The following is a 20,153-nucleotide window of genomic DNA, read 5'->3' as shown; positions in this document are numbered from 1 at the left end:
TTTGCAAAGGAGGCGGCCCGCCGCCTCACGGACACCGCGTCGATCCGACAGGAGCCCCCATATGCCCCACCCCCTGATCGCCCTCGTCCTGAGCCTGACGAGCACGTTGGGGGCGGCCCCTTCGGTCCGTTACGAGCCCGCCGGCACGGCCCGCGAGCAGCACGCCAGGAAGCTCCTGAAGGACAGCGGCGTGCTGCGCACCCGGCTGGGCGGCGTCCAGGTCGTCGCCCGCGGCTGCGACGCCCCCCGCGCCACCTGGAACGGCGACCGGCGGCGGATCACGATCTGCTACTCGCTGGTCGCCAAGATCGACCGCACGCTCACCGGCGTCTCCGAGACGGAGGAGGCCGACCGGCGCACCACCGCCGCCCGCGTGGACGGCGCCCTGGCCGCCCTCTACCACCACCAGCTCGGCCACGCCCTGGCCGCGCTCAACGGCCTGCCCGCCGACGAGCCGCAGGCCGACCGGTTCGCCGCGCTCACGCTCGCGGCGCGCGACGGCGGTCACGTGGTGGCCGCCGCCGAGGCCCGCCACCTGCTGGCCGCCCACACCCACGCCGACCATCTGTCGGGCACGGCCGCCTCCGCCACGTTCGCCTGCCTCCTGTACGGCGCCGACCCCGTCAAATACGCCCGCATCGCCAAGGGCGGCTGGGTGCCGGCCGAGCGGGTCCCGTCGTGCCGCGCCGAGTACGAGCGGGCCAGGGCGGAACTGGGGTCGCTGGCCGTGAAAGTCGGGGCCTGAGGGGTACGTCCGGATGTATGGCTGAGGAGCTGCTCAGAGACTTCGACCCGTTCGACATCTTCGACACCGAGGCGGCCCGGCTCGACCGGTTCTTCGACGGTCTCGACGAGGCGGGCTGGGCGCGTCCGTCCCGCTGCGCCGGGTGGTCGGTGCGCGACGTGCTGGCCCATCTGGCGGGCGAGGAGGCGTACAACCACGCCTGTCTCGACGGCACCGTGCAGGAGCTGCTGACCCGGGTGGCCGCCGAGGGGGTCACCGGGTTCAACGACTTCAACGAGTGGTCCGTACGGCAGCGCCGCGACCTGCCCGTCGAGGAGGTGCTCCAGGAGTGGCGCACCAAGAACGGCGAGACGCGCGAGCGCATGCGCGCCCTCGGCCCCGACGCGCTGATCGACACGACGGCGGGCCCGTACCCGGTGGGGTTGCAGACCTTCCACTACGACTCCGAGTACGCCACCCACGCCGACGACGTCGGCGCGCCCGTGGCGCAGGAGGAGATCGACGACCGGACGTTCTGGCGGGTCGCCGTCGGGCGGTTCGTGCTGGCCGAGCAGGGGTCGAGGGCGCAGGTGGAGCAGACGGCCGAGCAGATCTGGGTGAGCGTCGACCAGGGCAGCGCGTCGCTGTCGTACCCGGAGTTCGTGGAGGCCACCGTGGGCCGGCTGCCGACCGACGGGCTCGACCCGCGGGTCGCCGCCGCGCTGCGGTGCCTGGCCTGAGAGGAGAGCGGGATGTGGCTGCGCAACCGTGCGGGCACCGAGCCGGTGACGGCGCGCAGCCCGCTGCGCGCGAGGCGGGTGCTGTCGTGGATCGCCCTGGTCGTCGCCGCGGCCGCGGCGGTCTTCTTCGTGACCCGCGCGATGGCCACGGGTCAGCAGGTGTGGGTCTGGGAGGCCGCCCTGGCCGCCGCGGTGGCCGTGGTGGCCGCCGTGGACCTGGCGGTGCTCAGACGCCGGCGCGCCGGGCCGTCGGGCGGCGGGCACGCTCGGTCAGGCGCGGAGCACGGCGGATCAGGTGGTGAGCACGGCCAGCAGGAGCAGCAGGATCACCCCGGCGGCCACCCCGAAGATGATCCAGACATGGGTCAGCGCCCACACCCGTAGCCGGTCACCGTAGGCCTGCGGGTAGTCGATACCGTCGGACTCGATCCTGTTGATCGCCGCCACGCGCCGGGCCAGTTCGGGATCGTCCCGTTCGAGGCCCTGCTCGATCTCAGCGAGGATGCGGCGTTCCCTTCCAGAGAGACCCATCGCGATCACCATTGCTCCCACGCCGGTGAAAGCCTTGTACCCACCAGTAGCCCCAGCATGCCCGCCCGGCGCCTCCTTGGCGTGACATGCCGAAACCCCCGGCCGTTCCGGCCGGAAGGCGCGGAACGGACGGGGGCGGGTCAAGCCTTGGCTGTCATTTCTTGCCGTAGCGCTGGTTGAAGCGCTCGACGCGGCCCTCGGTGTCGAGGACGCGGCTGCGGCCGGTATAGAACGGGTGGCTGGCCGACGACACGTCGACGTCCACGACCGGGTAGGTCCTGCCGTCCTCCCACTCGATGGTCCTGCCGCTCGTCAGGGTCGAGCGGGTGAGGAGGGCGAAGCCGGCGCTCGGGTCGCGGAAGACGACCGGACGGTACGAGGGGTGCAGGTTCTTCTTCATGCCCCTCTCAACCGGATGGCAATGGTTTTCATTCCCTAGCTTCGGGGTCCATCCCGAGGACGGTCCGGCCGCCGTCCACAGGGATCGTCGCGCCGTTGACGAACGAGGCGTCCGGCGAGAGCAGGTGCGCCACGACCGAGGCCACCTCGGCGGGGAAGGCGACCCGGCCCAGGGGGTGCACCCTGGCCATCTGGCGCTCGACGTCCACCACCTCGTCGGCGGTCCTGGAGGCCAGGAAGTCCTCGTAGCGTTCGGTGGCCACCGAGCCGGGCGCGACGGCGTTGACCCTGATGCCGTACCGGCCGTACTCGACGGCCAGCGACCTGGTCAGGCCCTCGGTCGCGGCCTTCGCGGTGGCGTAGGGCAGGCTGCCGGGCACCGCCCGGGTGGCCTGGTGGGAGGTGACGTTGACGATCGCGCCCGGCGTGCCCGCCGCGAGGAAGCGGCGGACGGCGACCGCGCAGCCCACCAGCGCCAGGTCCAGGTTGGCCGCGATCAGCTGCCTGACCTCGGCGATCGGGGCGTCGTGCACGGAGGCGTCCCGGAAGATCGCCGCGTTGTTGACCCAGCCCGCCAGCGTCCCGGCCTCCTCGGCCCGGTCGGCGGCCCAGGAGACCAGCTCCTCGTCGGCCGCGTCGCCCACCACGGGGACGACGCGGGGGCCCGTCCAGGACAGCGAGCCGCCGTCGCGGTCGATGACGACGACGGTGTCCTTCTCCCCCAGGAGCCGCTGGACCACGGCCTTCCCGATGCCACGCCCGCCGCCGGTCACCACGTAGGAAAGACTCATGCGTCCGACGCTACTCGGTCCCGGAGTGACCCTTGTCACCGTATTTCCGGCCGGTGAACGGGAACGTACCAGGGCGTGATCGCCGTACCCGGTCCGAGGTCGCCGGCCCGCGTGGTCGGGGCGCTCGCGATCACGCAGACGGCCGGCTACGGCGTGCTCTACTACGCGTTCTCGGTGTTCATCCCGCCGATGGCCCGCGACCTGCGCACCGGGGTCGCCCAGCTCACCGGCGCGATCACGGTGTCGGTGCTGGTGTCCGCGCTGGTCGCCCCCTTCGTCGGACGCCTGCTCGACCGGCACGGCGGGCGCGCGCTGATGACGGCCGGGTCGCTGCTGGGCGGGCTCGCGGTGCTCGCCTGGTCGCAGGTGCGCACCGTGACGCAGCTCTATCTGGTGTGCGCGGCCCTCGGGATCGCCTCGGCCATGGTGCTCTACGAGGCCGCCTTCGCGGTGATCGTCGCCGGTTTCGACCCGGCCCGGCGGGCGCGCGCGCTGCTCGCCGTGACGGTGGTGGCCGGGTTCGCCTCCAGCATCTTCCTGCCGCTGACGGGGTTCCTCGTGGACCGCTACGGCTGGCGGCAGGCGCTGGTCGTCCTGGCCGCCGGGTACACGCTGACGGCCGTGCCGCTGCACGCGCTGGCCGTGCGGGGGCGGGGGGCGTCCGCGCCGCCGGCCCGGCGTCGCGCGATCGTCGGCTCCGCGCTGCGCGAGCGGCCGTTCTGGCTGCTGGTGGCCGCCTTCCTGGCCCAGACGGGCGCGGTGGCGGTCATGGGGGTGCTGCTGGTGACGTACCTGATCGCGCTCGGGCATCCGCCGTTGTTCGCGGCGAGCGTGGCCGGGCTGCTCGGCGTGTTGTCGGTGACCGGGCGGCTGGTCACGACGGGGCTGCAGAGCCGGTGGCCGGTGGCGCTGGTCACGGCGGCGATGTTCGCCGTCCAGGGGGTGGCCGCGCTGCTGCTGCCGCTGGCGGGCGACAGCGCGGCGGGGGCGATCGCGGGGGTGGTGCTGTTCGGGCTGGGGTTCGGGGTGGCCACGATCGCCCGTCCCGCCCTGCTGGCCGACCGGTACGGCACGGCCGCGTACGCGACGCTGAGCGGCGCGCTCGCCCTGCCCGTCACGGTGTCCAAGGCCGTGGCCCCGCTGCTGTCGGCGGCGGTGGCGCAGGTCGCCGGATACCCGGCGGTGATGGCCTCGGTGGCGGCGGCCTGCGTGCTCGGAGCGCTCTCGCTGGTGGCCTACGATCGGTACGGGCGGGCGCCGGAGCGACAGGCCGCGTTGCCCGCCGAGCCGACCTGAGACCCGCGGTCCGCCGTCGGCGGAACTGACGGAACGTCGGCCGACGACCACGTAAGGTAGCCGCATGGATACCCCCACCGAGGCTCTCCACCGCGTCTTCGGTTACGACTCGTTCAGGGCGGGTCAGCAGGAGATCATCGACCACGTCGTCGGCGGCGGCGACGCGCTGGTGCTCATGCCCACCGGCGGCGGCAAGTCGCTGTGCTACCAGATCCCGGCGCTCGTGCGCCCGGGGGTGGGGGTCGTCGTCTCGCCGCTGATCGCGCTCATGCAGGACCAGGTCGACGCGCTGCGCGCGCTCGGCGTGCGGGCCGGTTTCCTCAACTCCACTCAAGACTTCGACGAGCGCCAGCTCGTGGAGGCCGAGTTCCTGGCCGGCGAGCTCGACCTGCTCTACCTCGCCCCCGAGCGGCTGCGCGTCGAGGCCACGATGCGGCTGCTGGCCAAGGGCGAGATCTCGTTGTTCGCCATCGACGAGGCCCACTGCGTGGCACAGTGGGGCCACGACTTCCGCCCCGACTACCTCGCCCTGTCGGAGCTGCGCGAGCGCTGGCCGCAGGTGCCGCGCATCGCGCTGACCGCCACCGCCACCCCGGCCACCCACGCCGAGATCTCCACCCGGCTCGGCCTCGACCAGGCCCGCCATTTCGTGGCCGGCTTCGACCGGCCCAACATCCACTACCGCATCACGTCCAAGAGCGACCCCAAGCGGCAGCTCCTCGACTTCCTGCGCACCGAGCACCCGGGCGACTCCGGCATCGTCTACTGCCTGTCGCGCTCGTCGGTGGAGAAGATCGCCGCGTTCCTGGCCGACCACGGCATCGCGGCGGTGCCGTACCACGCCGGGCTCGACGCCCGCACCCGCGCCGCCCACCAGTCCCGCTTCCTGCGTGAGGACGGGCTGATCGTGGTGGCCACCATCGCGTTCGGCATGGGCATCGACAAGCCCGACGTGCGTTTCGTCGCCCACCTCGACCTGCCCAAGTCGGTCGAGGGCTACTACCAGGAGACCGGCCGCGCCGGTCGCGACGGCCTGCCCGCGACCGCCTGGATGGCCTACGGCCTGCAGGACGTCGTCCAGCACCGGCGCATGGCCCTGGAGGGCGACGAGGCCCACCGCCGCCGCCAGGTCCTGCACCTCGACGCCATGCTGGCGCTGTGCGAGACCGCCGGCTGCCGCCGGGTCATGCTGCTCGACTACTTCGGGCAGAAGGGCGCCGAGCCCTGCGGCAACTGCGACACCTGCCAGAGCCCGCCCGAGTCCTGGGACGGCACGATCGCCGCCCAGAAGGTGCTGTCCACCGTGCTGCGGCTGAAGCGGGAGCGCGGCCAGAAGTTCGGCGTCGGGCAGGTGGTCGACATCCTGCTCGGCAAGAAGACGGCCAAGGTGCTCCAGCACGGCCACGACTCGCTGACCGTCTTCGGCGTGGGCGCCGACCTGGGCAACGCCGAGTGGCACGGCGTGGTCCGGCAACTGCTGGCGCAGGGCCTGCTCGCGGTGGAGTCCGACCACGGCACGCTGGTGCTCACCGATGCCAGCGCCGACGTGCTGCGCGGGCAGCGGGAGGTGCCGTTGCGCCGCGACACGGCCCGTCCGGCGTCCCGGTCGTCCGGGTCGTCCGGGGCGAAGGGCCAGCCGGCCGCCGAGCTGCCCGCCGAGGCGGCGCCGCTGTTCGAGCGGCTGCGGGCCTGGCGGGGCGCGGTCGCCAAGGAGCAGGGCGTGCCCGCGTACGTCATCTTCCACGACGCCACGCTGCGGGAGATCGCCACGTTGTCGCCGTCCTCGCTGGCTGAGCTGAGCAGGGTCAACGGGGTCGGGGAGAACAAACTCGCCAAATACGGAGACCAGGTCCTGGAGGTCGTCGGGTCGGCGGCCACCGAAGACGCCTGACGCCGTCCCCCGCTCAGCTCGCTCAGCTCGGGGGAGGGCCACGGTTCGGGGTGATGGCGACGGCCGCACGAAGAACGGTCGTCGCCATCACGCTGGCCGATCCGGTCGAGGCGCGTGGCCCGCGACCGGCCGGACGGATGCCGGGCCCCGGTGTCCCTCTTTGATCGTACGGGGTGCCGCCGCCGGGTGGGGGGCCGGTCGTGCCGTCAGTTCGGCCGGCGGCCGAGGTAGGCGAGGAGGTGGTCCTGGGCGGTGCCCAGCGGGGGCGGCCGCAGCCGGGCGCCGAACCGGACCGGGCGGTCCTCGTCGGTGACGAAGAGATGGGCCAGGTCCAGCAGCTCTTCGGCGAGGGCGTGCGGGATCGGGCGATGTTCACCGCAGGCCCGCGCGATGTCCCAGCCGTGCACGGTGATCTCGATGGCGCCCGCCGCGGCCACCATCGGCGTCGTCATGGGCACGTCACCCACCGCGATCATTCCGGCCTGGATCGTGCCCGTCCATGTGCCGAGCACCTCCGTCGCGCCGTCCCTGAGCAGCAGCGCCGGGTTCCCGCACACCGGCCCGCCGACCGGCACGGGTCTGCGGGCGGGGGCGATGCGGCCGAGCGCGGCCTCGTTCAGGGCCTCGAAGGAGTCCTGCATGTGGTCCAGGAGCTCCTGGAGGTTCCAGCGGGAGCAGGGGGTGGGCCGGCACAGGACGTGTGGGCTCACCACGCGCAGGCTGCCCAAGGTGTAGTGGATGGCCCGCTCCAGCAACGCCACCCCTGCCGTCAACGCCTGCGCCCGTTCGTCCATGTCGCCTCCTCGATTCATACAGACCGCGCGGAAGACCAAAAATCATCGCCCTCCCCCACCCCCAACCGCCACCCCTACTCCCCAACCGCCGACCTTTCGAGCGGGTGGGGGTGGTGCGGGCGGCGTAGGTCCCACTGGAACCCTTCGGGCCGATGGGGGTGGCGCGGGCGGCGCGGGCCCCGCTGGAACCCTTCGGGCCGGTGGGGATGGTTTGGGCGGCGCGGGCCCCGTTGGAACCCTTTCGGACCGGTGGGGGTGGTGGGGCCACATAGGTCCCGCTGGAACCTTTCGGGCCGGTGGGGATGGTTTGGGCGGCGCGGGCCCCGTTGGAACCTTTTTGGCGGGTGGGGGGTAGGTGAGGGCATGAGGAAGATGGCGGTGATTTCGGTGGCGGTGCTGCTGGCGGGGGTTGGATGTGCTGGAGGTGGCGGGCCTGGGCGGGAGGCTGGTGGCGGTGGGGCCTCGTTCGGAGGTGCGGGGAGCAGCGCGGATTCCTCGGTGAGTGCGGCTTCGGGGATCCCAGCGGGCGAAGGTGGGAGCAGGAGCGCAAGCCCGACCGCCGATGCCGCCCCGGTGCCTGACCCCAGCGGAAGCGTCCACTCCGGCCCGACCCCGGCCCCCCGCCTGAGCATCGACGCCGGCCCAACCCCGGCCCCCGTCTCCAACCTGAGCACCGACGCCAGCCCGGCTCCGACGCCCGTCTCCAACCTGAGCGCCGAGGCTGACCGGGCTCCGGACTCGGGGGCCGGACTGCGCACCGATGCCGGCTCCCTTCCTAGCCCGAGCCTGAGTCCCGCCCCCACTCTGAGCAGCGACGGCCGCCAGAGCCCTGGAGCTGGGGTGGGGTGTCGGGGGGCGTTGGTGGTTGGCGGGGGTGGGTTTCCGGAGGTGCGGGGGGTGTCGGCGGACGCCGAGGTGTGGGGGTTGTTGTTCGTGTCCAAGCTGCCGCTTCGCCGGAAGAAGACCACCAAGATCGTGTGGCGGATGACCGGGGATGGGCCGCTGACGGTCAGGGCGTCCCTTCCTGACGGCACCGCCGCCCGCCTCGCCTGGGGGCCCGAGGAGCACGGCGGGTCGTCCTGGCACCGGCCGGGGGACGAATGGGGCACCGGGCTCGTCTTCCCCAAGCCCGGCTGCTGGAAGATCGAGCTCAGCCGCACCCACGGCAAGGGTCACCTCTGGCTACCGGTCGGCTGACAACACCCGGCAACCCACCGCACGCGCCACCCGGCTACCGGCAGCCCAGCGCCCGGCAAGCCACTGCACGCCCCACCCTGGCTGGCGGTTGTCCGGCAGCCAGGGGCGCACCAGACGCTGCAGCCCTCGTTACCGGTTGCTCAGTGCTCGGTCGACGAAGGTTTGGAGGTCGGTGAGAACCTCGTCACGGTTGGTCTCGTTGAAGACTTCGTGGCGGGCGCCGGCGTAGATGCGTTCGGTCAGGTCGGTGCCCTTGACCGCCTCCACCCCGACCCGGCTGCCGGCCAGCGGTACGAGCTGGTCGTCGTCGCCGTGCACCCACAACGTGGGCAGGGCGCCGAACGTGCCGCCCTTGGCGATCGTGTCCAGCATCGCGGCGAACGCCTCCACCGTGGCCCGCTTGAACGGCCCGTGCCAGACCAGCGGGTCGTCCGCGTACGCCGCCCCCACCGACGGGTCGCGGGAGAGCGTGGCCGGGTCGATGGGGATGTCGGGCAGCTCGTCGAGCGCCATCAGCGCGGGGATGACCGCCCACTCGCCGATCACCGGGCCCGACAGCACGAGCGCGGTCAGGCCCTCAGCGTGGCGCTGGGCGTACCGGGCGGCGATCATGCCGCCCATGGAGTGGCCGATCAGCACGACCGGGACGCCGGGATGGTCGGCCCTCGCGCGCTCCTCGACGGTGTGCACGTCGGTGACGACGTCCTCGAAGTCCTCGACCAGCACGCGTTCGCCCGCCGACCTGCCGTGGCCCATGTGGTCGAGTCCGTAGACGGCGGCGCCGTGCCGGACGAGACGGTCGGCGACGTACTCGTAACGGCCGATGTGCTCGCCGTATCCGTGGACGAGGAGGGCGATGTAGCGGGGCCGGTCGTGCGGCCATTCGCGGACGACGTTCAGCCCCCGCGTGCCGGTGAAGGTGTGCTCTCGCGACTCGGCCATGAACTTCCTCTCCCATCCAGCCACGACGTCCGAAAACCGCTGACTTCCGCGGGCGCGCCGGTGTTGTAGAGGGTATGGACATCCACACCACCATCGACAGTCCGCTGGGCGAGATTCTCCTCGTCGGCGACGGCGCGGGACGGCTGACCCGCGCGTCGTTCGACGTGGGCGCGCCGCCCGGACGCCGGGAGCCGGCCGCGTTCGAGGAGGCCGAACGGCAGCTCGGCGAGTACTTCGCGGGCGGGCGTACCTCGTTCGACCTGCCCCTGGCCGCCCGCGGGACGGCGTTCCAGCAGCGGGTGTGGGCGCAGGTGGCGGCGCTGCCGTACGGGACGACGACGAGCTACGGCGAGCTGACCGCCCGCGCCGGCGTGGCGCGGGACCGGGTCCGCGCGGTCGGCGCGGCGATCGGCGCGAACCCGCTGCTCGTCGTGGTCCCCTGCCACCGGGTGGTCGCCGCGGACGGCGCGCTGACCGGCTACGCGGGCGGCCTGGAACGCAAGTGCGACCTGCTCACCCTCGAAGGCGTCCTGCAGCCGCAGCTCTGGAGCGTGTCGTCATGACGCCGCAGGTGGACGGGGCCGACTGGCAGCGGCTGGCCGGGGAGCTCGACGCGCACGGCTGCGCGCTGACGCCGCGGCTGCTCTCGCCCGGGGAGTGCGCGGAGATCTCCGGCCTGTACGACGAGGCCGGCCGGTTCCGCTCGACGGTCGACATGGCCCGCCACCGGTTCGGCTCCGGCCAGTACCGGTACTTCCGCCGGCCGTTCCCGCCGCTGGTGGAGGAGTTGCGGGCGGCGTTCTATCCGCGTCTGCTGCCGATCGCCCGCGATTGGGCGGCCCGGCTGGGGCAGCCCGCGCCCTGGCCGGACGACTTCGCCGAGTGGCTGGACATGTGTCACGCGGCGGGACAGACCAAGCCGACCCCCATCCTGCTGCGCTACCGGGAGAACGACTGGAACGCGCTCCACCGCGACCTGTACGGCGACCTCGTGTTCCCGCTGCAGGTCGTCATCGGGCTCGACCGGCCCGGCGAGGACTACACCGGGGGCGAGTTCCTGCTGGTGGAGCAGCGGCCGAGGGCCCAGTCGCGGGGGACGGTGACCGCGCTGCCGCAGGGTCACGGGCTGATCTTCACCACCCGCGACCGGCCGGTGCGCTCCTCGCGCGGCTGGTCGGCCTCGCCGGTGCGGCACGGGGTCAGCACCGTGCGTTCGGGGCTGCGGCACACCCTCGGCCTGGTCCTCCACGACGCGACATGACCGGCGTGCAGACGGCCGAGCTGGACGCGCTGCTCGCCCTCGTCCGGGCCCAGCGCCCGCGGCCGCGGGCCGTCGTCGTCGGCCACGGCCGGGACGGCGCCCGCCTGGCCGAGGCGTTCGCCGACGCCTGGGACGGGACGGTACTCGCGGTGGTCGCCTGGCCGGAGACGGCGGCGTCGTGGTTGCGCCAGGCCAGGCGGTTCACGGCGGGCGAACCGGACGCCTGGGTGGTCGCGGGCGCGCCGGCGGGGTGGGCCGGGATGAGCGAACGTCTGCGCCGCAGCACCGACTGGGATCCGCGCCGGACGTACGGTTCGGCGGCCACGGCCCGCGCGGTCGCCCTGGCCGCTCCTGGGACACTGGAAGGCATGCGCGGAGCCGACACCGACGGCACGACATGGCGAATAGGACGAAACCTGATTTATCAGGACCCGACATGATCCCCCTACCCATGCGGGAGATCGCCCCGGGCGCGGTGCACGTCCCCGGCTGGCTGTCCCTCGCCGAGCAGCAGGACCTGGTGCGCGCCTGCCGCGCGTGGGCGACCGGCCCGGTGCCGATCCGGCACACCGTGCTGCCCGGCGGCGGCGTGATGTCGGTGCGGACGGTGTGCGTCGGCTGGCACTGGCAGCCGTACCGGTACACGCGTCTGGCCCACGACGTGAACGGGCGGCGGGTCGCCGCGTTCCCCACGTGGCTCGGCGACCTCGGCCGCCGCGCGCTGGCCGACGCCTACGGCCGCCCGGACGACGGCTACGACCCCGACACCGCGCTGGTCAACTTCTACGACGGCCAGGCCAGGATGGGCATGCACCAGGACAAGGACGAGCGCTCCGACGCCCCGGTGGTGTCCCTGAGCGTCGGCGACACGTGCCTGTTCCGCTTCGGCAACACCGAGACGCGCGGGAAGCCGTACACGGACGTCGAGCTGGCCTCGGGTGATCTGTTCGTGTTCGGCGGGGCGTCCCGCTTCGCCTACCACGGCGTGCCGAAGGTCTATCCGGGCACCGGCGACCCGGCCACGGGCCTGGCCGCCGGGCGCCTCAACGTGACGATGAGGGTGACGGGTCTTCGATGAAGTAGTCGAACTGGTCGTCGGTGAGGGTGCGGCGCAGGATGCGCAGGACCTTGCCCGGGTCGTCGTGCGGGCCCGGGATGTAGAAGGGCTTGCCGTCGCGGCCGAAGGTGATGGCCGAGCCGCCCTCCCACTTGCCCAGCAGGTCGCTGACGGGCGAGAAGTCCTCGTGGGGCTCGAAGCCGAGGGTGCGCGCGTAGTCGATCGAGCCGAAGACCAGGTGCTGGGCCAGCTCGATCGGCGCCTCCTGGTAGCCCGCGTACTCACCGAAGAAGTATTCGCGGAACCTGCGCAGGTCGCGCTCGTCGAGCACGTCGGGGCCGATGGTGTTCTTGATGCCGAGGCAGTAGACGTCGGCGAGGTAGCCGCAGACCGTCATCCGGTCCCAGGTGTGGCGCCGGGCGACCAGCACGCACACCATGCCGCCGGCGCCGGACTCCGGGGCCTCGTCGACCCAGCCCTTGGCCGGGTCGACGCCCAGCCCGGCGCTCCAGCCGACGTTGATCCAGCAGCCGACCACCTCGGGCTCGGCCGACGTCACGTTCTCGGCGGCGATGGCGCGCACGAGGGGCGCGACGACCGACGGCGACACCTTGAGCGCCCGGGCGATCTCCTTGGGGGACCTGCCCTGGGCGCGCAGCTCGCGTACCTGATCCTTCAACTCCACACGCGGCAGCCTAGCGCCCGGCGTCCCGTCAGGCGGACAGGCCGCGGGCGAGCCACGCCAGGAACCGGAGCGGCCGGGCCTTCCCCTCCGGCTCAGCCGACGGACGAGGTCACGGTGTCGACGTGCTTCTGGCTGACCGACCGCCCCGACACCAGCACGAGGTCGAGCGCGCGCAGGTCGGCCAGGCGGTCGAGCGGGTTGCCGCGGACCGCGATGACGTCGGCGCGCTTCCCGGCCGCCAGGCTGCCGGTCTGGGCCCCGACCCCGCACGCCTCGGCGGCGCGTACGGTGGCCAGCTCGACGATCTCGGCGTTGCCGAACCCGGCCTCGGCGAAGACCTCCAGCCCCGACACGTAGTCGTCGGTGCGCTTGTCCAGCCCGGCGATGGCGAACCCGGTGTCGGTCCCGGCGACGAGCCTGATCCCGGCCTCGCGCATGGCGGCGAGGTTGCCCAGCCAGCGGTCCATCGGCTCGGCGCCGACGAGCGCGCGCAGGTTCCAGAACTGGCCGTGCACGGTCGGGCACACGTACGTGCGGCTTGCCGCGATGCGGTCGGCCAGCCGCGCGTCGTAGGCCGGGCCCGCCGGGGTGTGGAACGTGCAGTGCTCGATCGTGGTGACCCCGGCCTCCAGCGCGTTGCCGATCGACTCGGGGGCGTGGGCGTGGGCCGCGACGGTCTTGCCGCGCGTCGCGGCCTCCTCCACGGCGGCCCTGATCAGCGCGGCCGGGTACTGGGCCCGCCAGCTCGGCACCGAGCCGGGCGACATCTCGCCGCCCGAGGCCATCACCTTGAGGCAGTCGGCGCCGGCCCGCAGGTTCTCCCTGGCCACCCGGCGGACGGACGGCTCGTCGTCGGCCTCGCCGCCCATGTACCAGCAGTGGCCGCCGGTGACCGTGATCGGCCGGGTCGCGGCGATCAGGTGGGGGCCGACGGCGAGGCCGCTTTCGATCGCGTCGCGCAGGGTGAGGTCGAGGAAGCCGCGGCCGCCGAGGTCGCGGGCCGTGGTGACGCCCGCGGAGACGAGCTTGCGGGCGTTCTCGGCCATGCGCAGCAGCAGATGGCCGTCGCTCACGGCGCTGCGCCCGGTCACCGGGTCGACCGTGCCGTCGAACCCGAGGTGCACGTGCGCGTCGACGAGACCGGGCAGCAACGTGTGGCCGGGCAGGTCGAGCGTCTCCGCGGCCTGTCCCGCGCTGCCGCGCGGGCCCACCGAGACGATGCGCGAGCCGTCGATCAGCACCTCGCCGTCCGTGATGACCTCTCCGGGACGCCCGGTGAGCACCGTGCCGGCACGGATGATCCGCATGCCCTCCACAGTGCCACACGCGGCCCCGCCACGCCCGCCCCGCCGGGCGCCGGAAACACGGCCCCCCAATTGATAGGAAGGTTTACTTATTACGGCATGATGGCCGTCCATGTGGACGCGCGACTTCGTGCTCTTCTTCACCGCCCGCACGGTGTCGATGCTGGGCTCGGCGATGATGCCGGTGGCCACCGCGCTCGGCATGCACGACGCCGGTTACGGCGCCACCGGCGTCGGCCTGGCGCTGGCCGCCTGGATGGTGCCGATGGCCGGGCTCATCCTGTTCGGCGGCGTGCTCATGGACCGGTTCACGCCCCGCCGCATGATGGTCGGCGCCGACCTGGCCAGGACGGCGACGCAGGCGGGCACGGCGGCCCTGTTCGGGCTGGGCCGGCCGGAGTTGTGGCAGGTCGTGGCGCTGTCGGCGGTCGCAGGAGCGGCGGCCGCCATGTACACGCCGGGCGTCGCGGGCACTATCTCGCGGATCGCGGCCGACGTGCAGCGGGCCAACGCGACCCTGCGCATGTCCGAGGCGATCATGCAGTTGCTCGGGCCGGGGCTGGCGGGGGCGCTGGTCGGGCTGGCCGGGGTGGGCGTGGTGTTCGCCGCCGACTCGGCCGGGTTCGCGATCAGCGCGGCGTGCCTGCTGCTCATGCGGGTGCGGGTGGCGGGCTCCGGTGAGGAGCCGGTGCTGGTGCGGCTGCGGGAGGGCTGGCGGGAGTTCCGGTCGCGCACGTGGATGTGGAGCGTCATCCTGATCTGGGTGGTCTTCGGGATCACCCTGTTCGGGCCGCTGATCCCGCTGGGCTCGGTGCTGGTGACCGACGCGTACGGGCAGACCGCGTACGGGCTGGTCATGTCGGCGAGCGGGGCCGGGACGATCGTGGGCGGCCTGGTGGCGCTGCGGATCAGGCCGGCCAGGCCGCTGGCGGCGGGCGGGATCGGCATGTTCCTGTTCGCGCTGGAGCCGCTGAGCTTCGCGGCCGGCGTGCCGCTCGGCGTGATCATGGCCTGCCACGTGGTGGGCGGGGCGGGGTGGGCGTTCTGGTCGGTGATGTGGGCGACGAGCGTGCAGACGCTGGTGCCGGCCGAGGCGCTGAACCGGGTCAGCGCGTACGAGATCGGCGGCTCGACCATGTCGCTGCCGATCGGCCAGGCGCTGGCCGGGCCGGTCGCCGCCCTGGTGGGCTCCCGCGAGGTGCTGGGCTTCTCCGCGCTGGTCACGGTCGCCGGCTGCCTGGCGCTGCTGACCTTGCGGCCGGTGCGGCAGATCACCGTAAGGCCGCCGGAAGAGGACCGTAAGGCCGCTCCCGCATCGTAGAGGCATGACAACGACGCAGACCGCGCAGTACGAGATCGTCCGCACCTTCGACGCCCCCCGCGAGGACGTCTACGCCGCCTGGACCCAGCCCGAGCGCTTCTCCCGCTGGTTCGGCCCCCGCATGCTGGCCACGCCGGTCGGCCGGATCACCCTCGACGCCCGTCCCGGCGGCCGGTGGCGCGCGACGCTCGTCGGCGAGGAGGGGTTCGAGGCGACGCTGGAGGGCTCCTACCGCGAGGTGCAGGAACCCGCCCGGCTGGTGTTCACCACCGGCGACCCCGACAACCCCGGCGACGGCCCGGCCTCGGTCGTGACGCTCGACCTGCTCGACCGGGACGGCGGCACCGAGATGCGCTTCCACCAGTTCGGCGTCAACACCGACCAGGAGCACGCCGAGCAGGCCAGGGCAGGCTGGGACGAGTTCTTCGACCGCCTGGCCGAGCATGTCGCCCGCTGATCCCGAGCGCGTGCCGACCCTCAGAACAGGCCGAGGGCGTCGTCCAGCTTGTACGTGCCGCCCCGCTCGTACGCCGCGGCGAAGGCGCGCTCACCGAGCGCGTCCCGGACCCTGGCCGTGACCCGCTGCTCCGCCTCGCGTTCGGCGGCGTTGGCCGGGGTCTGGATCTGCTCGCGGACCGCGGCGGCCAGCCCCAGCAGCACCGCCGCCCGCTCGGTCGGCCCGGCCGCCGACGCCGCGCCCGCGACGCACGCCGCCGCCGTGCGCGGGTCGCCGACCCTGACCGCCGCGGCCAGCGCCTCCCGGTGCAGCTCCAGGGCCGCGGCCGGGTCGCCGCGCAGCTCGGTGACGTGGCCCAGCTCGACCAGCAGGTCCGGCAGATGCAGCGGCGGCTCGACGGCGGGGTCGCGCGGCAGGCCCGCCAGCAGGTGGTGCAGGTGCGACTCGGCCAGGTCGAGCAGCCCGGCGCGGCGCGCGGCGAAGGCCAGGCCCATCTCGGCCATGGTCTCGCCCATCTTGTAGCCCTGGCCGAGCGCCAGCTTCATCGCCCGTCCGCACAGCTCCATGGCCTGGTCGTAGGCGCCGTCGTGCAGGGCCGTCCAGCCCAGCCAGGCGATGCGCCCGGCCACCTCGGGCCACAGGCCGAGCTCCTCGGCCATGCGCAGCCCCTCGGCGAACAGCCGGCGCGCCCGCTCGTGGTCGCCGGCCATCTCAGCCGCGCCCGCCAGCCATTCGGTGGCCTGCAACATGCCCCAGCGGTCGCCCAGCTCGCCGAACAGCCGCGCGCTCTCCCCCGCGTCGCGCTCCAGCGCCTCGGTGTCGCGCATGGTGAACGCGTCCCGCGCCCGCCTGGCCAGCGCGACGGCGACGCCCCACGTGTCGCCGAGGGCGCGGCAGGCGGCCAGCGCCCGTCCGGTCAGCTCCTGGCCGGTGACCATGTCGGGCACGCTCATGCCGGCGAACAGCTCGGCCCTGGCCCGCTCGCCCGGGTCGGCGACCCGCTCCAGCAGCGGCTCCCACGCGACCTGCTCGCCCAGCAGGAGCGCGAACCCGGCATGCCAGGCCGCCGCCCGGTGCCTGGCCGGGCCGTCCGGCCCCGCGACGGCCAGCGCCGCGCCCAGCGAGCGCCTGCCCTCGGCCAGCCGGCCGCGCAGGAACCAGTACCAGGCCAGCGCGTTGACCAGGCGCGCGGCGGTGTCGGCGGCCCCCTCGGCGATCGCGGTGTCCAGCGCGGCCCGCATGTTGGCCGACTCGGCGTCCAGGCGCAGCAGGCGGTCCCGCTGCTCGCCGCCGTACAGGCCGGGTTCGGCCGCCACGGCCAGCTCCAGGTAGTGGCGCAGGTGGGCGCGGCGCACGTCGGCCAGCTCGCCGGCCTCGGCCAGGCGGCCCACGCAGTACTCCGACACCGACTCCAGCAGCCGGTACCTGACGCCCGTCGTGCTCTCGGCGACCACCACGAGCGAGCGGTCGACCAGCCGGGCCAGCAGGTCGAGCACATCGAGCCCCGGCTCGGCGCACACCGCCTCGGCCGACTCCAGGGTGCAGCCGTCGGCGTGCACGGCCAGGCGGCGCAGCACCACCCGTTCCTCGTCCGACAGCAGGTCCCAGCTCCAGTCGATCACGGCGGTGAGCGTCTGCTGCCTGGCGGGCGCGCCCCTTCGTCCGGACGCCAGCAGCCTGAACCGGTCGTCCAGCCGGTCCACCACCCCCTGGACGCCCAGCGCCCGCACCCGCGTCGCGGCCAGCTCCAGGGCCAGCGGGATGCCGTCGAGCCGCCGGCAGAGCTGGGCCACCGCCTGCGCGTTGCCCGCCTCCAGGGCGAACCCGCGGGCCGAGGCGGCGGCCCTGGCGACGAACAGCCGGACGGCGTCCGAACGGGCCATCTCCGCCAGGTCCGTGCCCGCCGGCAGGTCGAGCGGCGGGACGCTCCACAACACCTCGCCGTCCACGCCGAGCGGCTCCCGGCTGGTGGCCAGGACGGTCAGGCCAGGCGCCGCGGCCAGCAGCCCGTCGACCACGTCGGCGACCTGCTCGACCACGTGCTCGCAGTTGTCCAGCACGAGCAGCACGCGCCTCGGCCGCAACGCCGCGGCCAGCCGCTCGCGCACGTCGCCGCCCGACGGGTCCTCCCGGATGTCCAGGGCGGCCATGATCGCCTCGGCGGGCGAGTGGGTGGCGCCGTCGAGCGCGACCAGCCAGGCGCCGTCGGCGAAGCCGTCCAGCAGCCGGTGCGCCGCCTCCAGCGCCAGCCTGGTCTTGCCGACGCCGCCGGTGCCGGTCAGCGTCACCAGCCGCTCGGCGGTGACCAGCGAGCAGACCTCGGTCAGCGCCCCGTCCCTGCCGACGAGCTTGCTGACGGACGCGGGCAGGTTCGTGGTGGGCCGCTCGGCGGGCAGGCTCAGCGCCGGGTCCTGGGCCAGGATCGCCTGGTGCAGCGCGACCAGCTCGGGGCCGGGGTCGAGGCCCAGCTCGTCGGCCAGGCGCTCGCGCAGCTCGGCGAAGCTCGCCAGGGCGTCGCTCTGCCGTCCGGCCCGGTACAGGGCGCGCATGTGCACGGCGCGCAGCCGCTCGCGCAGCGGATGCCGGGCCACCAGGTCGCCCAGCTCGCCCACGAGCAGCCCGTGCTCGCCCAGTTCGAGCCGGGCCTCGGCGCGCTGCTCCAGCGCCGTGAGCCGCTGCTCCTCCAGCCGGACGATCGCCGACCTGGTGTACTCCTCGTCGGCGAAGTCGGCGTACGCCGCCCCCCGCCACAGCGCCAGGGCGTCGGCCAGCAGCCCCGCCCTGGTCCGCGGGCTGTCGGCGGCCTCGGCGCGGGCCAGCAGGCCAGCGAAGCGGTCCGCGTCGAGCGCGCCGGGATCGGTGCGCAGCAGGTAGCCGGGCGCCCGCGAGACCACCAGGTTCTTGCCGCCCGGCTCGGCGTCCTCCAGCGCCTTGCGCAACTGGGACACCCGCACCTGGAGCGCGCCCGCCGGGTTGCCCGGCGGCTCCTCGCCCCACAGGTCCTCCACCAGCCGGTCGGCCGAGACCGGATGGCCCTCGTGGACGAGCAGGTCGGCGAGCAGCGCCCGGACCTTGAGCCCGGGGATCGTCACGGGCTCGCCCGCGTCGGTCCACACGGCCAGCGAGCCCAACACCCCAAAACGCATGTCCGTCACCTTATGCGCCGCCGTAAGCCCACGAGAAGCGCACCGGAAGCGCCCTCCGGCACCGTGAAGGCAACGAAAGGGGAAACGACATGAAGACCGGCACCCTCGCTGGACGGCGTGAATGGACGGGCCTCGCGGTCCTCGCCTCGGTGGCCCTGCTGCTCTCCATCGACCTGAGCGTGCTCTACCTGGCGCTGCCGCACCTGAGCGCCGGACTCGGCGCCTCCGCGCCGCAGCAGCTGTGGATCCTGGACATCTACTCGTTCATGCTGGCCGGGTTCCTGGTGACGATGGGGACGCTGGGCGACCGGATCGGGCGGCGCAGGCTGCTGCTGATCGGCTCGGTGGCCTTCGCCGCGGCCTCGGTGGCCGCCGCGTACTCGGTGAACGCGGAGATGCTCATCGTGTCCCGGGCGCTGCTCGGCGTCTCGGGGGCGACGCTGCTGCCGTCGTCGCTGGCGCTGATCCGCACGATGTTCACCGACGGCCGGCAGATGGGCACCGCGATCGGCCTCTGGTACGGCTGCTTCATGCTCGGCATGGCGGTCGGCCCGCTGGTGGGCGGGCTGCTGCTGGAGCACTTCTGGTGGGGGTCGGCGTTCCTGATGGGCGTGCCGTTCATGGCGGCCGTGCTGGTCGCCGGACGGCTGCTGCTCCCCGAGTACCGCGACCCGCACGCCGGCCGCCTCGACCCGGCCAGCGTGGCCCTGTCCCTGGCGACCATCCTGCCGGTCGTCTACGGGCTCAAGGAGGTCGCGCGCGGCGGCTGGCAGCCCGTCCCCCTGCTCGCGGTGGCCGCCGGGACGGCCTTCGGCGTGGTGTTCGTCAGGCGGCAGCGCGAGCTCCCCAACCCGCTGCTGGACCTGCGGCTGTTCGGCAACCGCGCGTTCGCGGCGACGCTGGGGATCATGTCGCTCGGCGGGATCGTCATGGCCGGGACCACGCTCATGACCACCCAGTACCTGCAGACCGTGGAGTCGTTGTCGCCGCTGGGCGCCGGGCTGTGGCTGGTGCCGCAGAACGTGGCGATGATCGTGGCCCTGTCGGTCGCGCCGCGGCTCGCCGCCCGGATCGGCACCGCGTACGTGATGGCCGCCGGGCTCGCGCTGGGCGCCGTCGGGCTGTTCCTGCACACCCAGGTCCCCAGCGTGGGCGGGACCGGGCTGGTCGTCACCGGGCTGGTCCTGGCCTCGGCGGGCATCGCGCTGCCGATGGGCGCGGGCAACAGCGTGATCATGACGGCCGCGCCCGCCGAGAAGGCCGGGTCGGCGGCGGCGCTGACCGAGACGAGCGGCGAGTTCGGGGTGGCGGTCGGGGTGGCCGCGCTCGGCAGCCTGGGCACGGCCGTCTACCGCGGGCGGCTCCCCGAGCACCTGCCGGTGGAGGCGGTGCGGGAGAGCATCAGCGCGGCGGTGACCGCCGCCAAGGACCTGCCCGGCCTGCTGGAGATGGCGCGGGCGGCGTTCACGGCGGGGCTGAACACGGTGGGGGCGGTGAGCGCGGTGGTCTTCGCGGGCCTGGCCGTCTTCGCCCTCCTCACCCTCCGCCACCACCGCCCCACGCCCTGACCCCTTCGTGCCCTCTCGCCCTCTCACCTCTTCGTCCCCACGCCCTCCC

General features: G+C 73.8%; 21 protein-coding genes. 13 read left to right on the top strand and 8 right to left on the bottom strand.

All coding sequences use genetic code 11. The features are described from left to right. The first annotated feature begins 61 nt into the window (after positions 1–61). Genes ABT158_RS01860 through ABT158_RS01850 form a run of 3 tightly spaced genes read left to right on the top strand, consistent with a single transcriptional unit; the run spans position 62 to position 1,848 of the window. The gene (locus ABT158_RS01860; RefSeq protein ID WP_352349841.1) at positions 62–745 is read left to right on the top strand and encodes a DUF4344 domain-containing metallopeptidase; all 684 of its coding nucleotides are present in this window, start codon (positions 62–64) and stop codon (positions 743–745) included. Positions 746–762: 17 nt separating this feature from the next. Beyond that, positions 763–1,464, top strand: a complete 702-nt coding sequence (locus ABT158_RS01855; RefSeq protein WP_352349839.1) for a maleylpyruvate isomerase family mycothiol-dependent enzyme — start codon at positions 763–765, stop codon at positions 1,462–1,464. Positions 1,465–1,476: 12 nt separating this feature from the next. Continuing rightward, the gene (locus ABT158_RS01850; RefSeq protein ID WP_352349837.1) at positions 1,477–1,848 is read left to right on the top strand and encodes a DUF6343 family protein; all 372 of its coding nucleotides are present in this window, start codon (positions 1,477–1,479) and stop codon (positions 1,846–1,848) included. Here ABT158_RS01850 and ABT158_RS01845 read toward each other — a convergent pair. From ABT158_RS01845 to ABT158_RS01835, 3 genes are all read right to left on the bottom strand, one after another. After that, complete coding sequence (locus tag ABT158_RS01845) at positions 1,756–1,995, bottom strand: DUF3040 domain-containing protein (protein ID WP_352349835.1); 240 nt, start codon at positions 1,993–1,995, stop codon at positions 1,756–1,758. The genes ABT158_RS01850 and ABT158_RS01845 overlap by 93 nt on opposite strands. Before the next feature lie 154 nt (positions 1,996–2,149). Beyond that, positions 2,150–2,395, bottom strand: coding sequence for a type B 50S ribosomal protein L31 (locus tag ABT158_RS01840; protein WP_352349833.1), 246 nt, complete (start codon positions 2,393–2,395; stop codon positions 2,150–2,152). 28 nt (positions 2,396–2,423) lie between these two features. After that, on the bottom strand, positions 2,424–3,185 hold the full coding sequence (locus ABT158_RS01835) for an SDR family NAD(P)-dependent oxidoreductase (RefSeq protein WP_352349831.1): 762 nt from the start codon (positions 3,183–3,185) through the stop codon (positions 2,424–2,426). Positions 3,186–3,260: 75 nt separating this feature from the next. Between ABT158_RS01835 and ABT158_RS01830 the strand changes: the two genes are divergently transcribed. Then, on the top strand, positions 3,261–4,481 hold the full coding sequence (locus ABT158_RS01830; RefSeq protein ID WP_352349829.1) for an MFS transporter: 1,221 nt from the start codon (positions 3,261–3,263) through the stop codon (positions 4,479–4,481). A 64-nt stretch (positions 4,482–4,545) separates the two neighbouring features. Further along, on the top strand, positions 4,546–6,372 hold the full coding sequence (gene recQ / locus ABT158_RS01825) for a DNA helicase RecQ (RefSeq protein ID WP_352349827.1): 1,827 nt from the start codon (positions 4,546–4,548) through the stop codon (positions 6,370–6,372). Between the two features lie 206 nt (positions 6,373–6,578). On the opposite strand, the gene ABT158_RS01820 is transcribed toward recQ, so the two are convergent. Beyond that, complete coding sequence (locus ABT158_RS01820) at positions 6,579–7,166, bottom strand: maleylpyruvate isomerase family mycothiol-dependent enzyme (RefSeq protein WP_352349825.1); 588 nt, start codon at positions 7,164–7,166, stop codon at positions 6,579–6,581. 897 nt (positions 7,167–8,063) lie between these two features. Here ABT158_RS01820 and ABT158_RS01815 point away from each other — a divergent pair. Next, the gene (locus ABT158_RS01815; RefSeq protein ID WP_352349823.1) at positions 8,064–8,363 is read left to right on the top strand and encodes a hypothetical protein; all 300 of its coding nucleotides are present in this window, start codon (positions 8,064–8,066) and stop codon (positions 8,361–8,363) included. Between the two features lie 129 nt (positions 8,364–8,492). Here ABT158_RS01815 and ABT158_RS01810 read toward each other — a convergent pair whose 3' ends face one another. Continuing rightward, positions 8,493–9,305, bottom strand: a complete 813-nt coding sequence (locus ABT158_RS01810; RefSeq protein WP_352349821.1) for an alpha/beta hydrolase — start codon at positions 9,303–9,305, stop codon at positions 8,493–8,495. Between the two features lie 74 nt (positions 9,306–9,379). On the opposite strand from ABT158_RS01810, the gene ABT158_RS01805 reads away from it, so the two are divergent. Genes ABT158_RS01805 through ABT158_RS01790 form a run of 4 tightly spaced genes read left to right on the top strand, consistent with a single transcriptional unit; the run spans position 9,380 to position 11,644 of the window. Beyond that, positions 9,380–9,868, top strand: coding sequence for a methylated-DNA--[protein]-cysteine S-methyltransferase (locus tag ABT158_RS01805; protein ID WP_352349819.1), 489 nt, complete (start codon positions 9,380–9,382; stop codon positions 9,866–9,868). Beyond that, positions 9,865–10,566, top strand: a complete 702-nt coding sequence (locus ABT158_RS01800) for a 2OG-Fe(II) oxygenase (protein WP_352349817.1) — start codon at positions 9,865–9,867, stop codon at positions 10,564–10,566. The genes ABT158_RS01805 and ABT158_RS01800 overlap by 4 nt, the downstream gene beginning before the upstream one ends. Then, positions 10,563–11,006, top strand: coding sequence for a hypothetical protein (locus ABT158_RS01795; RefSeq protein ID WP_352349815.1), 444 nt, complete (start codon positions 10,563–10,565; stop codon positions 11,004–11,006). Before ABT158_RS01800 ends, ABT158_RS01795 begins: the two co-directional genes overlap by 4 nt. Further along, on the top strand, positions 11,003–11,644 hold the full coding sequence (locus tag ABT158_RS01790; protein WP_352349813.1) for an alpha-ketoglutarate-dependent dioxygenase AlkB family protein: 642 nt from the start codon (positions 11,003–11,005) through the stop codon (positions 11,642–11,644). The genes ABT158_RS01795 and ABT158_RS01790 overlap by 4 nt, the downstream gene beginning before the upstream one ends. Here ABT158_RS01790 and ABT158_RS01785 read toward each other — a convergent pair. Both ABT158_RS01785 and ABT158_RS01780 read right to left on the bottom strand, forming a co-directional pair. Continuing rightward, on the bottom strand, positions 11,610–12,308 hold the full coding sequence (locus tag ABT158_RS01785) for a helix-turn-helix domain-containing protein (RefSeq protein WP_352349811.1): 699 nt from the start codon (positions 12,306–12,308) through the stop codon (positions 11,610–11,612). The genes ABT158_RS01790 and ABT158_RS01785 overlap by 35 nt on opposite strands. A gap of 92 nt (positions 12,309–12,400) precedes the next feature. Continuing rightward, positions 12,401–13,615, bottom strand: coding sequence for an amidohydrolase family protein (locus tag ABT158_RS01780; protein WP_352349809.1), 1,215 nt, complete (start codon positions 13,613–13,615; stop codon positions 12,401–12,403). A gap of 109 nt (positions 13,616–13,724) precedes the next feature. Between ABT158_RS01780 and ABT158_RS01775 the strand changes: the two genes are divergently transcribed. Together ABT158_RS01775 and ABT158_RS01770 are read left to right on the top strand one after the other, a co-directional pair. After that, the gene (locus ABT158_RS01775) at positions 13,725–14,933 is read left to right on the top strand and encodes an MFS transporter (protein WP_352349807.1); all 1,209 of its coding nucleotides are present in this window, start codon (positions 13,725–13,727) and stop codon (positions 14,931–14,933) included. 4 nt (positions 14,934–14,937) lie between these two features. After that, a complete protein-coding gene (locus ABT158_RS01770) occupies positions 14,938–15,390 on the top strand; it encodes an SRPBCC family protein (protein WP_352349805.1) in 453 nt (150 codons plus the stop codon). Positions 15,391–15,410: 20 nt separating this feature from the next. Here ABT158_RS01770 and ABT158_RS01765 read toward each other — a convergent pair whose 3' ends face one another. Then, a complete protein-coding gene (locus ABT158_RS01765) occupies positions 15,411–18,536 on the bottom strand; it encodes an AfsR/SARP family transcriptional regulator (RefSeq protein ID WP_352349803.1) in 3,126 nt (1,041 codons plus the stop codon). An 89-nt stretch (positions 18,537–18,625) separates the two neighbouring features. On the opposite strand from ABT158_RS01765, the gene ABT158_RS01760 reads away from it, so the two are divergent. Continuing rightward, positions 18,626–20,104 (top strand): MFS transporter, encoded by a 1,479-nt coding sequence (locus ABT158_RS01760; RefSeq protein WP_352349801.1) that lies wholly within the window; start codon positions 18,626–18,628, stop codon positions 20,102–20,104. Positions 20,105–20,153: the final 49 nt, after the last annotated feature.

The organism is Nonomuraea sp. NPDC001636 (assembly GCF_040298265.1).
Classification (GTDB): domain Bacteria; phylum Actinomycetota; class Actinomycetes; order Streptosporangiales; family Streptosporangiaceae; genus Nonomuraea.
Note: the sequence above shows the minus strand (reverse complement) of the source record. Positions and strands in the feature narration are given on the sequence as shown.